Raw genomic sequence first — 16,344 nt, 5'->3', positions numbered from 1 at the left:
TTCCGCTACCCTCTCGATCTAATACCAAACCTCGCTCCTAACGACCGGTTTCTTCTGCTCCTCATGATCGTACGATACAGCGAGTCCCAATCCTCGACGGTACCTGATTCGCCTAATGCGCCTTCGAATTGAATTAATATCTCGTTCGCGAGCAAAGTAGGAATATTATCGTAAAACGCTCTGCGAAAAATATAACTGGCGGGCGTTCCGAATTTGGCGTGAAAATAATCGATGTTTCTTTTTAGCTCGTTCATACGTGAAATGCTCAACGTCGGATTAATCCAGAACTTTCGACCGATCGGATGAATTTGATGATAATTGAACGCCTCGGGACATTCTTTTAGCGCCAATCCGTTCCTTACCAGCCTGTAGCAGAGCTCGGAGTCCTCCATTCCCCAACCTCTGAACTCCGTATCGAACATCCCCGCTTCGACTACGGCATCTTTTCTCACGGACAAATTAGCCGTTGTGCCTAGCATCCACTTCAGGCGAAAGTCTTCTATCCGATCTATTGGAACCCCTAACGCATGATTCGATTCGAACTCTTTGCCCAGAAACAAACGTTCGATGGTATGCTCGAAATTCGTCTCCACTTCCTCTGCCGACGCAAGCTCCGCATACGTCTTCCTGCGAACGCGATGCCAACGATCGCCTAGCTGCTCCGCTAACTTTCGACGGTCTTGGCCTTGCATGATCAACTGATTTCGCCGCCAGATCGTTAGTACCCGACCTTTGCCGCCGATATGAACGGTATTTGCTTCTCTTGAGAGTGCCGATTGATGCCGTTCGATAAAATCGCCCCGAACGATACGATCGTCATCGTTAAACAGTAGATACTCCCCCGAGCTAGCGGAAATCCCCTTATTCCTCGCTGCCGATCGCCCCAGGTTAGCCTGTTTCAAGCGGATCAAATTCAGCTTGTTCTTGTAATTGTCCGCGATGGCTTGCGTGCCATCTCCGCTGCCGTCGTCGATCAGGACGATTTCGTAATCCTTGGAAGTTTGCCGTACGAACGAGGCTAAAGTCAGATTCAAATAGGCGGCTTTATTGAATGTCGGCATAATAACGCTAATCACGAGTTCCCTTCTTTCATTTCCGTTTACTGTTTTTGCGCTTTCCCCTCTTCGATGCAATACACAACGTCAGATTGATATCGCGACTTAGATTCATGAGCGATAACGAGGCACGTCTTCACCCCCCTCAATCGGTTCACGACATCCGCCACCGCATTCGCCGCAGCGGCGTCAAGCGAAGAGCTTGGCTCGTCCAGAAGCAGAATCGGGGCGTCTTTCAGAAAAGCTCTGGCAATGGTAATCCTTTGTTTCTGTCCTCCCGATAGGTTGGACGCATCTTGCGTAATATTCGTGCCGTAACCTTCCGGCAGCGAGTGAATGAAGTCGTGGGCGCCTGCTGCCGCGGCTGCGGTCCGTACGTCTTCATCCGAAGCGTCAAGGTTCCCAAATCGAATGTTGTCCTCGATCGTCCCAGAGAAGAGAAACGGTTCTTGCGGAACATAAGCGATTCTACTTCTCCAATTCGTCAGCGAGCACTGCGAGAAATCATCGCCAAGCAGTCTGATGCTGCCGCTGTCCGGTCGATAAAAACCGAGCAACAGCTTGCAAAGCGTGCTTTTTCCATTGCCGCTCCCTCCCATGATGACGGCCGTCTCGCCAGACCGCACCGACATCTTAACCCCTCGTAGAACGGATCTTTGGCCATATGAAAAAAATACATCGTCTAACTCCACGGCATAGTCTTTCGTGCCTTCTGACGAATCCGACTTCCCTTCGACGATCTCTTGGGTTTCCTCTTCACTCTCGAGCAATCCGTTGATTCGTTCGGATGCCGTAACGGAAACCTGCATTCGGGCAACCAATCCGCCCGTAAGCATAATGACGAACGTTACGTTCATCTGCAACTGGATAAGGGCGATGAGCGAACCCGTTTCAATCGAACCGCTCAGTACTAGAAACGTTCCCGCTACGGCAATGCCCCCGAAACTTATGAAGGTCAACAAATAATTCATGGCTTCCAGCCCTGCGGTTTGTAGTCCGAATCTACTCGTTAAATGCTGAATCTCGCGATTTCGTTCATCGTATTGCCCGATGACGACGGGTTCCAGCTGATAGAGCTTAATCGTGGAGAGACCGTGTAACAAATCGCTGCATCTGGCATTCGCTTCGCCTTTCCGTTGCTGTAAAGTATGGCTAAGTATTCGCAACGGACGTAGGAATCGATAGTTCACCGCTCCTATCACGACGGTTAACGAGATCAGCGACACGGCAAATCGCCATTCCAAAACGAGCATCGCCGCGAAGGAAGCTAGGCCCACGATCGCATAATGGACTAAATTACGCATATGCTCGGTATACATTTCCTCCATTTGAAGCACGTCGTTCGACATTTTCGACATCAATTCGCCGCTTTCATGGCGTTCGAAGAACGGAAAAGACAAGTATGCGACTTTGTTGATCAGTTTGCCGCGTATGCCGACGCTGAGTAGCTTGGCCGTCCGTTTTACTCTGTAGACGAGCAAAGGCGATAGGGCGGCGAACAAGAGGGTAGAACCGCATAATATAGAAAACGTTTTCCATAAAATGTTGATATCATCCGACACCGACGCGTCTATCGTCCATTTGAGAGCGAATGCCGTGACGATCGGAACAATCGATCGAATCAAGGACTCGCCGATCGCATATTGGAAATATCTTCGCCTCGGTTTCGGCAGCATGGAATAAAAGCGCAACCACTCCGAACGTCGTTCGGCCATTAGGAGACACCTTCTAATAAGTTTTGATGCAAGCCGGAATATAGCCCGCTATGCCGCATTAATTGTTCATGCGTTCCCGACTCGACTATGCGGCCTTGATCCATCACAAGAATGAGATCCGCGTCTTGAACCGTAGACAATCGATGAGCGATAACGAGAATGGTTTTTTCCCTTCGAACTTGCCGTAGCGTCTCTTGAATAATCGCTTCCGACTCTCCATCGAGCGCGGAGGTCGGTTCGTCGAAAACAATGATCGGAGCTTCCTTCAACAGCGCTCGCGCAATGGCAATCCTCTGCATCTGCCCACCGGATAATCCCGCTCCCCTCTCGCCAATCTGTGTCAGGTAACTTTCGGAAAGCTGTTGAATAAATGCGTCTGCCCCTGCGGCTATGCTCGCTTCGATCACTTCCCTATCCGTCGCAAGCGGCTTGCCGTGTCTGATATTGTCCAAGATCGTGCCCGGGAACAAGAACGTATGTTGCTTCACGAAAGAAATCATGGAACGAGCTGCCTGCGGATTGTAATCGGCTAACGGCTTTCCAAATAACCGAATTTCTCCTCCATTCGGTTCGTATAGCTTGCTTAATAACTTCATGATCGTACTCTTCCCGGAACCGCTCGGCCCGACGATCGCAACGAATTGGCCTTTCCGGACGTCATAAGTAATATCGTTGAGGGCAAGCACTGAGCGGCCCGCGTATTGAAAATTGACATCGTTGAATGAAATGACGCTTTCGCTCTCATCCGTACTTGTCCGATCCTCGTTATCGGCCACTGTCGTCCCCGTATCGTCTTCCGTTCGATAGTCCATGATCTGATCCAACCGCCTAACCGCGCCTGCCGCAACGAATAACTGATTGATCAGCTCCGGCAGCGCGGAAGCGGATTGAATGCAATAGCCCAATAGATAGATGAAGGCAAGCAATGCCGCAGGACGCATATCGCCATGAATGGCCAGCCAGCCTCCATAAAGAATACACATCGCGAATGGAAGCGTTTGCAGTAGAATTTGCCACGGGATGATGAGCGACCTTTGCCGTTCCAAATCAAAGCTTTTGAACAGGCCTTTCTTCAAAACACGTTCAAATCGTTCCCTCAGCCAATTCTGCCTTCCGTAGGACTTTATTAAAGCTTGCCCGAGCACGGCATCCTGGATTTGGGAGTTGATCGTCCCTTCGATCTCTTGCAATTGCTGCGATTGTCGAATAATCGGCTTTCCTAGTTGCCAAGAAATCAAGAGCGATAGCGGTATAATCAAGCAGCATAGCAAAACAAGCTTCCATTGCAACAAGAACAAAAAAATAAAAGTGCCTGTCGCCATGATAGGGTGAAACAACAAATTGCATAAGTGATAAGTAAAAAATTGCTCGATCGCGAACGCATCATTGGATAGAACGGACATCCAATCGCCCGCGTGGCGGGATTCCGCTTCGGATTGCTTTAATTTCGTCATATGAGCGAACAACGATGAACGCAACTTATAAGCGGTATTTGCTCCGAATCGCGTCGCGGCCGCCTTTATCGAGAACTTCAACAGAAAACCGACAATAACCGCTGCCGACATGTAGATGGACATCCGAATGGCGGTATTTTCGTCCCCGGATAATCCGGCATCAGCCAATCGCATGATCGACAAAGCTATGGCCATTTCAGCCAAAGCGCCGCAAATCGCTGCCGTCACCGCTATAAGCAAATATCGACGCGAGCCCTTGGCAGAGCGGTTCAAGATACTTGGAGATATAAGCTCCTTAAACGACAACGCATCACCTCATTGTTTACGTCGTTAGAAATTATATCGCGCATACCGAAAATCAGATTATTATTTCCCTCCTAATCGTTGTAATAATCTATATAACTCTATCTAAAGAGTTTCTATCGTGTTGACCTGATGTTGAATTTGTGGGTTTTGACACGGTATTGGAGAGTAAGCCGCTTTGCTAAGAAATGAATGACTTGAATCGGAGAGGTTAGGAAGGCTCCTTGCAATAATTTGCAAGAATATCGCCCTATACAATGTTGTCGGAGATGAGCATATATAAATAATAACATATAAAGACACTCTATTAAACTATAATTTTGAATAATTGTAAAAATTTTTAATTAACTCAAATTTGAGAATGTAATGACGTAAAACGTTTTCCTTATTATATTCGTACGTTACCACGAATCCATGGTCATGTATATAGTCAGAGTGAAGCCATACTTAAATATGAAGTGATTCCTACGAATGTACACTCAGTATAATAAATCAAAAAGAAAAAACCCTTCCTAAGAAGAGTTTGTTTGAGAGTTTGGTGCGGTCGAGAGGACTCGAACCTCCACGGCTGTTACACCACTAGAACCTGAATCTAGCGCGTCTGCCAATTCCGCCACGACCGCACATTCTGACAATATTGGCTTCCGAGTCAGAATTATAATTTATCATGGATGATAGGCAAAGTCAATCATTTACTTCCTAAACTTTCCGATAAAATCTATTGATCCTTCCAACGCTGTACCGATAGATTAACGATCTGCGAGCCCCCCGTTGGGGTTAACGTTCGATTGGCGATATCGCTGCCGTTCGAATTCACCTCTACCGAAGCCCAAGTTCCTCTCGCCAGCTTGTACTGAATCGCCGTCCCTGCCGGCAAATTCAAATCGATAGAATAAACTCCGTCGGTTCCTCTTGTCAATTGATAGGCTGAATCCCCAGTCGCCCAACCGTTGAGCGAACCCGTTAAGTAAACCGGTCCGTTCACGGGCGTTGACGACGGCACCGTCACTCGTAACGTTACGCTATCCGCTTGCGGCGTTCCGGATGTCTTACTGCCATTGATTAAGCTCCACGTCCCCGAGCCGAACGAATAATTACTACCGCCGTTGTTATCCCAGCTTCCGCTGCCATTCGTAAAGGCTGCGATTAATCCCGTTGCGCTGCCGAGCTCAATGGCGACGCTCGAATAACCCGGATAAACGGAGCTTTGCATAGGCACGCCCGGCAATGTCGTCCACGTCGTCGAGTTGTCGAGTTTATAATGAATATAGGAGCTCGCAAACGCCGCATTCTTGTAATAAATCGTAGCCTGATTGTTTTCCGGCAACGATGGAGGGCCGGATACGATGTTCCCCGTCGGCGTATACGTCCATGTTCCCGCTCCGAACAAATAGTTCTGTGAATTGTTGCTGTCCCATGTCCCGCTGCCGTTGTTGAAGCAAGCTTCCAGTTGACTCGCCGTACCGATACTGATCGTGATCTTGTTATATCCGGATACCTCCGACTCCGGCATGGCGACGCCCGGCGCAGACGTCCAGGTACCTCCAGCCGGGCGATAATGAATATACGGCGCGGCGAATCCTTTCTTGTAGTAGATCGTCACGTTGTTGCCCGCCGGAGTCGAGATGACGGCCGGAGGATCGCTGCTCACCGAACGATTACCCGCCGCATCGAATGCCTTCACTGTATAAGAATAGGAAGCTCCCGCAGAAAGTCCGCTATCGGTATAAGTCGTCGCGGTCGCCGTCGATCCGACTTTCGCGCCGTTCCTGAACACGTCGTAACCCGTAACCCCGACGTTGTCCGTGGACGCGCTCCACGTAATCGTGGCGCTCACGGCCGATGCCGCTTGAGCGGTCACGTTCAATGGTGCGGTCGGTGCCTGCGTATCCACGATCGGGGCACCCGCTACGATGTTGCCCGTAGGCGTGTAAGTCCATGTTCCCGTTCCGAATAAATAGTTCTGCGAATTGTTGCTATCCCATGTGCCGCTTCCGTTATTGAAACAAGCCTCTAACTGCGTTGCGGCGCCGATGTTGATCGTGATTTTATTATATCCGGGCAACTCCGACGACGGAATGGCGGCTCCCGGAGAAGTCGTCCACGTCCCGCCGGCCGGGCGATAATGGATATAAGGCGTCGTGAAGCCTGCCTTGTAATAAATCGTGACGTTGTTGCCGGCTGGCGTCGTAATGACGGCTGGAGGTGCGCTGAAGTCCGAGCGGTTGCCTGCCGCATCATACGCTTTAACGGTGTACGAATAGGCGGTGCTGCCCGCTAAACCATTATCCGTATAAGCGCTAGTTGAAGACGTCCCGACTTTCGTTCCGTTGCGATAAACGTCGTATCCCGTAACGCCCGCGTTATCCGTGGATGGGCTCCATGACACTTTAATAGAGGAAGCGTTGATCGTTTGCGCGCTTACCTGAGCCGGTACGCTTGGAGGTTCATTATCCGGGATAGTCGGTTGATCGGTTATGAAAGGATGCGTGCCCGTAACAGATCCTTGCACGTCCTCGATGTATTTGCCGCCCACGAGATTATATTTGCCCGCACCGACGTACACTTGCTGGATCTCGCTTTTCGTAACGTTGCCTTTCGAATCCGTTGCTTCAATATAGTAGTCTAATAATTGGTCGCGGTAGTCATCGATGTACGAATAATAGAGATCCCCGATTTCCTGCGCCGGCACCTTAGCCATGACCGCTTTGCCGCTGGGCTGCCAATCTACTCCGTTTATATCCGGCGTTAGGTCGCGTACGTTCATCGAATATTCCGTCCATGAGCCGACCTTTGCCGGATCAATCCCTTGCACGCCTGCCGCCTGAAGCGCCGCCGGATCGTACACTTTAAACGTATTGTCCGCGGCGTCGGCCGACTTGCTCGTATGCGTCCTGACTTTGACCTTGATGTTCTGGATCCCGCTCGTATCGTAGGCGTACGAATAGATGGCAAAAGAATTATCGAAATGATGCAATGTCCATCCTTCCGCTTTACTCACGTTCGCGCTGCCCGGGTTATACGGATAGCGCTGCGGCCACCAGACGGAAGGTCCCACTTTATCCTTGGCTAACTTAGACTGCACGTAGGGTTTGGAGAAATATAAAGATTGATTAAAGGACAAAGTCGGTTTCACGTTATCGTCCACGTTCTCGTCGTAATACCCGAAGCCGGAATCCATTGCGGGAAGCAGGAAATACCAAGCGAGCTCCGCTGGATTAGCGCCGCCCGCGTAATCGTTGGCGACGTTCCCCTTCACCGGATACGACAGCATCCAAGGATTTAATTGGTTACCCGGATACGTAATCTCATGATCCAGCGCCGTGGTCGGTTGCCAATAGTTCGGATGCTCTTCCAGCCAGATTTGCTCCGCCGTCTTCGCATAGTTCAAAGCGGCTTGCAACAAAGCGAAGTTGCGCTCCAAGTAATGGTATCCGTACTCGAACGATACCGTCATTCCGTCGTCGATTCCCGCTAAGTTTTTCTTAGGCGCGTAAGCGGTTTGATTCGCTTGATTAAAGCTTGAGAATTGCGACTTCCATATGCCGAAAGGCAACCGCCAATGGTACCATGTCGGATCGGATGAAGAATCTCTCGTATCGATCCATGAGCCGTCCTGGACGTGAACGACATCGTTCGCGGCGGGAAGATTCATGCGAAGATACTCATCGATTCCCATCCCCTTCACGCCGGAATCGGTATACGTAACGTTCGCCGCGTTGCGCCAGGTTTCTTCCGAGCCCGCGCGCCCCGAAGAGTTATCGCCGTCGTGCGCGACAACGAAAAACTGTTTCTGGGATGAAATCCCTTCGAAGGGCTTGAGCGCCGTAGCTTTCGTGCTGCCGTTGTAGCCTTCCTCCCATGACTCTGCTTGAGCGACAGGTATACCAACGACCTTCGATTCCTGTCCCGTAGCCGGGTCCACGTAACGAACCCAATGAGGCGTAGAGGCGAACGGATATTTATTATGAACGACCTGTTGCTCGTTAAACATGTTCTGGCTCACCCACGAGCCGACATTGCTCGTATTCTGCAAATCCGCGCGGTTGGGTGGCGATATCATCGTATCGGTACCCGGGCTGTTCAATAACGGATAGTCCTTTAACGTACGCGAAAAATGGTTGTTCCCGATGACCGACCATTGAATGCCTAGCTTCTGTAGCACCGGAATAATCCGTTCCGAGAACCCTAGCTCCGTAGGGAAAAATCCGTTCGAAGATTTATAACTGCTTCCCATAAAATAAGGCTGGGCAAGAGCGGCTCCTTGGTAAATCAAATCTTTCAGCATATAATCGTTGCCGGCTAACGGCCCCATGCTATGATGACCCGTAAAATGGATCAGATCCAATGTCTTCTTCCCATTCTGCGTTAGAAGATTGTTGTATGCCGTACGCCATGGCTGCCACCAATTTAGGTTGTTGTAGTCGTTCACGTTGCCGCGTTGAACAAGGCTGTTCACGTTATTGACGAGCGACCCAGACATCGTCACGTGCATCTGGGCTTGGGCGTGATTGTTGCGCAGATCTCCCGCTACGCTCCAAGGCCAACTCAGATAGGCTCCTTTCTTGGCGTGATGAGAGTAATAAGATACCAGGTCATCGTGGGGCATGATGGCTCCGCTAGGCAAATAATAGGGATAACCTGGCGGAGGATTGTTCTTAAGCGCGATGACATCCCCGTCGTACGTATACCGAATCGGGCTCCCGACGGGAGTCGAACCATATTGATTGACGTCATAGTAAGCCCAGAAATTAGGCATATGATTATGATAAACGTGAGCGGCGGCGATCTCGGCAGAAACGCCGGAAGCGCCAGCTTGCAGCAACCAAGCACCCCCCAGCAAAACGGCAATCGATCGAGAAAGCCATTTCATCTTAATCATGATCTTCTTGTATCCCCTTTCATTCTCTTATTCTCAAAAAGAGAGGGCTGTCGATAGTTCAACAACCCTCTCGACAACCCTCTGCCGTTCCTTATTGGTCTTTCCAGCGTTGTACCGTTAGATTTACGGTTAGAGCTCCTCCGGATGGAGTTATCGTACGATTGGAAATATCGCTTCCGTTCGAATTCACCTCGACCGTCGCCCACGTCCCCCGCGTGAGCTTGTATTGAACCGCCGTACCCGAAGTCCAGTTCAACGTAATAGAGTAAACGCCGTCCGTTCCTTTCGTCAATTGATACGCGGCATCGGACGTGGACCAATTGTTGAACGTTCCCGTCAAGTAAACCGGCCCGTTCGCGGGCGTTGACGATGGCACCGTCACTCGTAACGTTACGCTGTCCGCTTGCGGCGTTCCGGACGTTTTGTTGCCGTTGACCAAGCTCCAAGTTCCCGAGGCAAACGTATAATTGCTGCCTCCGTTATTGTCCCAAGTTCCGCTGCCGTTATTGAAGGCGGCGGTTAACCCCGTCGCGCTGCCAAGCTCGATCGTGATGCTCGCGTATCCCGGGAAGGATGAACTTTGCATCTGGCTTCCAGGCAACGTCGTCCAAGTAGTAGAATTGTCGAGCTTATAGTGAATATAAGAATTCGTAAATGCAGTATTCTTGTAATAGATCGTGGCTTGGTTACCAGCTAAAGTCGTTACCGAAGCCGGAGGCGTGCTCTCGGCGGAACGGTTGCCGACCGCATCGTAAGCTTTCACCGTAAAATTGTAAGTCGTTGCGGCCGCAAGTCCCGTGCTCGCGAAGGATGTTGTCGCGGAGGTCCCGACTAACGTTCCGTTGCGGAACACTTCATACCCGGTAACCCCGACGTTATCGGTCGATGCGCTCCAAGTGACGTTCACGGATGTAGCCGATACGGCTGTCGCTGCTACGTTCTGCGGAACGCTAGGCGGAACGTTTTCCGGCAACGAAGGGGCACCGGATACGATGTTCCCCGTCGGAGTGTACGTCCACGTTCCGACTCCGAACAAGTAATTTAACTGATTGTTGCTATCCCATGTCCCGCTACCGTTGTTGAAACAAGCTTCCAGTTGACTCGCCGTACCGATGTTGATCGTAATCTTGTTATATCCCGGTACCTCCGATGCGGGGATCGGTACGCCAGGCGTCGTCGTCCATGTGCCTCCGGCAGGACGGTAATGGATATAAGGCGTCGTGAAGCCTTGTTTGTAATAGATCGTCACGTTATTGCCGGCTAACGTCGTAGCTACGGCAGGAGGCGCGCTGAATTCCGAACGGTTAGCCGCTGCATCGAAAGCTTTGACCGTATAGGAGTATGAGGTCGTTGCCGCAAGACCGACGTCCGCGTAGGAGGTTGTCGTTGACTGTCCAACGAGCGTACCGTTCCTGTAAACTTCGTATCCGGTGACGCCGATATTGTCCGTCGATGCCGTCCATGCGACGTTGATCGAGGAGGACGACGACGCGGTTGCCGCTACGTTCTGCGGTACGCTCGGCGCCTGCGTATCCGGCGGAGTCGTCGTCGCCGAAGCCGGCGGCGAGCTTAACGCGGACCGGTTCGTTGCCGCGTCGTATGCCTTGACGGTATAGGAGTACGTCGTTGCGGCCGTTAATCCGTTATCCGTGAATGAAGTTCCGGACGTCGTTCCAACCAACGATCCGTTGCGGAACACTTCGTATCCGGTGACGCCGATGTTATCCGTAGCAGCCGTCCAAGTGACTTGGATACTTGTCGCGCTAAGCGCGCTTGCGTTCACGTTCGTAGGCACCGTCGGCGCTTGCGTGTCGGAAATCTCCTTGGCATAAATTTTCGCGGAGTTCGCTCCCACGCTTACCGTAATTTGCTTACCCGTGACTCCTCCGGATTGAACGGTAATGCTGTCTGCGGTATTCAACTGGTTAACTAAAACCGTCCCGGCGGTTAAGGTACTCTCGGCCCGAAGAGGAATCGTAACGTTTTGCGTTCCGCTCGATGCGTTGCTGAATACCGATAGTACCTCCTGCCCAACGTTAGTACCGCTTTCTACGCGGCGGGAGAAGGCGTACAGATTTTGAGCGGACCACATCTCGCGCTGTTTGCCCTTACGGAGCGCTTCATACTTCGAGCGAATTTGATTGAGCTTGGCGACGTGCTGGTACGTGTTCGTACTCTCGTTAAAATAGTTCTGAATGACGTTGCCGTTCGCATCGCGCTTAACCATCGACCAACGGTTCCAAGTATCCGCGATTCCGTCGCTCAGAATTTGATTATTGGCATTCCCTTTGTTTTGCTCCGTTCCTTGGAAGACGACCGGCATACCGCGCACGGTGAAAATAAACGTCAGCGCGTTTTGCAGCTTCTGCACGTCTCCTCCCGCTTCCTGAAGGAACCGATTTCGGTCGTGGTTGTCGATGAAGGTGACCATATGGTTCTCGTTGCCGTTATACCGATAATCCTGGGCTAAGCCGTCTTTGATATACGCATCGAAAGACTGCCCGTGCGCAAAGCTGCTAAGAATCTTAAAGAACAGCGGAAAGTCCAGCATTCCCCATTCTTTGTTCGCGCCGACCCAGCGGGAGACGAATTCCGCGTTTCCGTCGAAGTTTTCTCCGAAGGTGTTTACTCCTAGATAATTCTGCAACGCGCCAATGTCCGTCGGTTTCATTAGCTTAGCCGCGTCTACGCGCGCCCCGTCCGCCCCCGTGTAGTCGAACCAGCCTTTGATCGAGTCGAAGATCGCTTGCCTGGCCGCCGGGACGTCGAAATCGATATCGTCGAGTCCACCTAAGTCATAGTTCTCCAGATAATCTTGTGCCGCTTGGGTATAAATCCCTTCGACGGATGCGAAATTGATATCCCCGTTGTGATGATACCAAGACGGATTGTTAAACGGAGCCGCCGGCTGCAAGCTAGGAATATCGTAAAAGGCTTGCGTTCCTAACATATAGTCGCCGATGTGATTCGGAACGACGTCGATGACGACTTTGATTCCGAGGGCATGTGCCGAATCTACGAGCTCCTTGAGCTTCTCTTTCGTTCCGAAGAACGGATTAGCCTTGTTCGGATCTTTGATATTGTAGCCGTGATAAGCCGTATTTCTGCCCGAACCGTTATTTTCCCGGTTCGTCATTTGCGGTTCGGCGACGGGAGATATCCAGATCGCCGTGTAGCCCATGTTTTTAATGTAGCCCAGCTTATCGATGATCCCTTGCCAGTCGCCGCCTTTCATATGACGGAAGTCCTCTTCCGACGTTTCGCCGTAGCGGATGGCCGCTCCCGTCGCATTGTTGCTCGGATCTCCGTCATGGAACCGGTCGACCATAATTTGATAGATCGTGTCGTTCTCGTCTATCGTACCTATGCTTGCCGCATGTACGGTTTGGGGAGAGACGATGAATACGTTAGCGCATAGAGTTAACATAAAAGCCGCAATAAGCAACGGAGATAACCATCTTCTGAGCATCCTTATTTCCCTCCTGGATTTTCTTATATTAAGCGCTTACATTCGTGCTTGATCAGAGCACTCCTTCATTTCACTCATTCATTAATTTCTAGGAAACCGGTTTCCCGAATAGAAATTAGCATGTTCCCGATTCTATTGTCAATACATGCCAATGAAATAGAGTCCTAAGTCCCGAGCTCTTGCCGACATGACGAAATCGGTCGAATCGTGGCGCTACAAAAATCTTTGGCCTTCTTAATAACTTCCGCTTTCTTCTGATCAGCCGTGTTCCTAGCGCGCCTCCGTCTGACTATTGTCCGAAATAGCAAGTTTTTTTCTTCTATCGATCAGAAATGCAAGACTGGTTATCAAAATCACCCCGATAGCGATACACTGCGAGGTAGCAAGAACCCCAAACTGTCCTCGGATAAGGTCGCCTCTGAAAAACTCGATGCCAAACCGTCCTACACTGTACATTACAAGATACAAACCCGCAATCACTCCATGATGCGGCCGGTATTTTTTTGACACATAGACTAGCGCTATAAAAAGAGAAAAACAAAACAAGCTCTCCATGATTTGCGTAGGGACAAGTTTGACATCATTCGGGGCGGACTCCGAGTGGCGAAAGGTAATGCCAATCCAACTGTCCGTTTCTTCTCCATAGCAACACCCCGCAAGCAGACAGCCGATCCTGCCGAATCCCTGGGCCAATGCTACACAAGGCACAAACAGATCCAGGTGTTGGAGAAAGTTTATTTTTTTCTTCCGGCAATAAGCGTAACCAGCCAAAATCCCCCCTATTATGCCTCCGTAGACCACGAACCCTTCGGAAACATTTAAAACAATGCCCGGGTCGTTTACGATTTTATTGATTTGAGTGATCCAATACAAAAGCTTGGCTCCCGCGAATCCTCCTATAAGGCTAAGCACGGTTAAAGAGAATATATGGGATTGCACGATTTGTTCCGTTGTCGCACGATATAGGACTACTTTGTAAGCGACAAGGATTCCGAGCGCAATCATCATCCCATAGCCGTAAATGGTTACCGGACCGATTGTAATTAATTCATTATGCACGAGTTCATCCCCCAAATCGTTTTTCATGGTTTAAGGTCCCAAGCTTTCAGACGACCAAACTACAATATGTAGTATTGTTAGTTAAAAAAAAGGGATTATGAATCCCCACCCACGATTAACAACAGCAAAATGGAACAGGTTCTCAAAAATGGCTTCAGTAAAGCAAGCGGAACCTTCACAGCTTCTTCTGGCTCAAGAACCTGCATCACGCGATATTGCAAGGTTGTATTCGCAAAATAAACGGCAGAATGATAACGCTGAAGATTTTCGCGTTTTGCCAATTTCAACAAGACTTTACCTAAATACAATTCCGTGCCCATTTGTTGCATTGCATATCGATCCGCAAACAGTTCTTTCCATGTCTCATAATAGCGAACAATTGGTTTAACGATCGGCAAATAGCCAAAAGCATCAACCAGCAAGCTGGAGAGGAACATTTTGCGTCCGTCGTGATTGAGGCAATGATATCGTTCATGCAGCAAAATCGCTTTTACTTCCATTTTGCTAAACCTGTCTACAACCATTGTGGAGACAACGATTTTGGGTCGAATTAGTCCAATCGTAAGCGCAACAAAAGAGTCTTCCTGTACAACGATGATTTCTGTTCCCCAATTTCGGCATATGTACTGCAAGCGCTTGGTGAGTTTATCGTGTTTGCGGGACCGAAAATGTTTGATCCATTTTTGCGATAAATACATTTGCCGGATAATCCGCCATATCATCATGCCAAGCATGTATCCAAGTACTAAGATGATTGCATAATTGAAAACGGGAGCTTGGAACGTTCCGCTGCGGACTTGATAGACAAGAATCCATCCCATTTGTGCAATCGCAGTTGTTATTATGACTATCATCAGAGAATAAGAGCCTCTTAGCCTTGTTATCGGACTCATTTCTTTTTCCTGCTTTTCAGATCATGTAGCTTGCGCTCCAGCCTTGTGATGACTTCAGGATCGACTTCATCAAGCGCATCAATCATGTGGTTTACGACTAAACTTCCGTATTCTTGAATGAGTCCCTGCGACACTTGCTTCGTTTGTTCGGACAGAAACTGCTCTCTGGATAGAATCGGACAGAACTTGGCTGCCCTCGCCCGGCCGGTTCCCGTCATGAGCTTTGCCAAATGTCCCTTGTCCAGCAGACGATTCATAATGGTCATCACCGTATTAATCGAAATCGGACTTTCCTGATCCAGGATCGCTTGCACTTCCTTAACGCTCAAACCTTCGGAAGTCCAAAGAATATCCATAATCCGGGACTCCAGAGGCCCAAAAAATCGGTTCAGGCCTTCACTGCCCATATTCATTTTTTTGATCTGCATTGTTGTCTCACCACCATACTACACATAGTAGTATGGTGGCGCACAAATGTCAACAGCCTGCGGCATGATTCATTCCTATAGTAATCTACATCAGAAAAGTTGGTGTATTTCCGATGAGAGGCCCCCCCTTCATTGATTCTGAGTAGAGGGGATAATGCCAAAGGAACTTTCAAGAATCATGCCAACACACAGCTTCTGAGCAAGAGGGATAGTCGCGGGTGTCCGCCCTCCTACCTCAATGGATTCACTGAGGATGAATCCATCTTAAATCCATCTTCATAAGAGCCGGCTTCCACTCTGTTGGAGGTGCTTGATCGGATATGATGATGTGGATGTCTTCCATATCGACGATTTTGGCCACTGTACGTTTGTCGACTTTAGAGGAATCCGCCACTACGATCGCCGTTTCCGCGCAACGGATCAACTTTTTGGTGAACACGGATCTTTCGTAATCATAGCTAGAAACGCCGTTTTTCAGAGAGATTCCATCGACGGAAACGAAAGATTTGTTCACGTAGAAGTCATCCATAATCTTTTCGGCAATCGGACCGGATACTCGAAGATGTTTGGCGTTCACTTCGCCGCCGATAAAAATAATTTTACCGTCGTATTTATTCCGTTTTTGATGTTCGATAAGAAGCATAAGAGCCGGTATGGAGCTCGTCAATATCGTCAAATTTCGCTTATTCACTAAGAAATGAATGATTTGCAGCGCCGTGCTGCCTTCATCCACCACGATGACATCGTTATCCTCTATCAATTCCGCGGCCAAGAAACCGATCTTGCGCTTAGCTTCCGCGTGTACGAACTCTCTCTCGTTATGCCCGAGCTCCACTTCGACTCGAAATTTAACCGCTCCGCCATACACTTTTTTCAGTTTATTTTCTTTTTCCAGCTCGTCGAGATCTCTACGGATCGTTTCCGTCGAAACTTCGAACAACTGAGAAAGCTCGCTCGCGATAACTTTCCCTCTTTCATTGAGCAAGTCCATAATACTCGTTTTTCTTTCCTCCCCCGCCAGCGACACCCGATCCCCTCCTTCGTCTTGCATTATTATATCAAAATCTTCCACGGTTCTCCTGCTTA

Annotated in this window: 9 protein-coding genes and 1 tRNA gene; all 10 read right to left on the bottom strand. The window is 49.7% G+C overall.

The features are described from left to right. Window positions 1–5: 5 nt before the first annotated feature. The 10 genes from HH215_RS01225 to HH215_RS01180 all read right to left on the bottom strand — a co-directional run bounded on the left by HH215_RS01225 (window position 6) and on the right by HH215_RS01180 (window position 16,285). The gene (locus HH215_RS01225) at window positions 6–1,076 is read right to left on the bottom strand and encodes a glycosyltransferase (RefSeq protein ID WP_169278240.1); all 1,071 of its coding nucleotides are present in this window, start codon (window positions 1,074–1,076) and stop codon (window positions 6–8) included. 23 nt (window positions 1,077–1,099) lie between these two features. Continuing rightward, entirely contained in the window at window positions 1,100–2,770 is a 1,671-nt protein-coding gene (locus HH215_RS01220; protein WP_169278239.1) for an ABC transporter ATP-binding protein, read from the bottom strand. After that, window positions 2,770–4,530, bottom strand: a complete 1,761-nt coding sequence (locus HH215_RS01215) for an ABC transporter ATP-binding protein (RefSeq protein WP_169278238.1) — start codon at window positions 4,528–4,530, stop codon at window positions 2,770–2,772. The genes HH215_RS01220 and HH215_RS01215 overlap by 1 nt, the downstream gene beginning before the upstream one ends. Before the next feature lie 533 nt (window positions 4,531–5,063). After that, window positions 5,064–5,150, bottom strand: a tRNA-Leu gene (locus HH215_RS01210). 95 nt (window positions 5,151–5,245) lie between these two features. Further along, window positions 5,246–9,409, bottom strand: a complete 4,164-nt coding sequence (locus HH215_RS01205) for a carbohydrate binding domain-containing protein (RefSeq protein ID WP_169278237.1) — start codon at window positions 9,407–9,409, stop codon at window positions 5,246–5,248. Between the two features lie 91 nt (window positions 9,410–9,500). Next, window positions 9,501–12,878: an alpha-amylase family glycosyl hydrolase gene (locus tag HH215_RS01200; RefSeq protein WP_169278236.1), complete on the bottom strand. Its 3,378-nt coding sequence runs from the start codon at window positions 12,876–12,878 to the stop codon at window positions 9,501–9,503. Between the two features lie 270 nt (window positions 12,879–13,148). Continuing rightward, window positions 13,149–13,964: a prolipoprotein diacylglyceryl transferase gene (locus tag HH215_RS01195; RefSeq protein ID WP_254450330.1), complete on the bottom strand. Its 816-nt coding sequence runs from the start codon at window positions 13,962–13,964 to the stop codon at window positions 13,149–13,151. Between the two features lie 68 nt (window positions 13,965–14,032). Next, window positions 14,033–14,830 (bottom strand): M56 family metallopeptidase, encoded by a 798-nt coding sequence (locus HH215_RS01190; protein ID WP_169278235.1) that lies wholly within the window; start codon window positions 14,828–14,830, stop codon window positions 14,033–14,035. Beyond that, window positions 14,827–15,258, bottom strand: coding sequence for a BlaI/MecI/CopY family transcriptional regulator (locus HH215_RS01185; protein WP_169278234.1), 432 nt, complete (start codon window positions 15,256–15,258; stop codon window positions 14,827–14,829). Before HH215_RS01185 ends, HH215_RS01190 begins: the two co-directional genes overlap by 4 nt. Before the next feature lie 244 nt (window positions 15,259–15,502). Next, window positions 15,503–16,285, bottom strand: a complete 783-nt coding sequence (locus tag HH215_RS01180; RefSeq protein WP_169278233.1) for a DeoR/GlpR family DNA-binding transcription regulator — start codon at window positions 16,283–16,285, stop codon at window positions 15,503–15,505. Window positions 16,286–16,344 lie beyond the last annotated feature (59 nt).

The sequence above is a fragment of the Cohnella herbarum genome, from assembly GCF_012849095.1.
Taxonomy (GTDB): domain Bacteria; phylum Bacillota; class Bacilli; order Paenibacillales; family Paenibacillaceae; genus Cohnella; species Cohnella herbarum.
This window is presented reverse-complemented; position numbering and strand designations above follow the sequence as displayed.

Excerpts from the sequence above, each read along its gene's own strand:
- HH215_RS01220 (WP_169278239.1), bottom strand. The coding sequence starts at position 2,770 with ATGGCCGAACGACGTTCGGAGTGGTTGCGCTTTTATTCCATGCTGCCG.
- HH215_RS01205 (WP_169278237.1), bottom strand. The coding sequence starts at position 9,409 with ATGATTAAGATGAAATGGCTTTCTCGATCGATTGCCGTTTTGCTGGGG.
- HH215_RS01200 (WP_169278236.1), bottom strand. The coding sequence starts at position 12,878 with ATGCTCAGAAGATGGTTATCTCCGTTGCTTATTGCGGCTTTTATGTTA.
- HH215_RS01195 (WP_254450330.1), bottom strand. The coding sequence starts at position 13,964 with ATGAAAAACGATTTGGGGGATGAACTCGTGCATAATGAATTAATTACA.
- HH215_RS01190 (WP_169278235.1), bottom strand. The coding sequence starts at position 14,830 with ATGAGTCCGATAACAAGGCTAAGAGGCTCTTATTCTCTGATGATAGTC.
- HH215_RS01185 (WP_169278234.1), bottom strand. The coding sequence starts at position 15,258 with ATGCAGATCAAAAAAATGAATATGGGCAGTGAAGGCCTGAACCGATTT.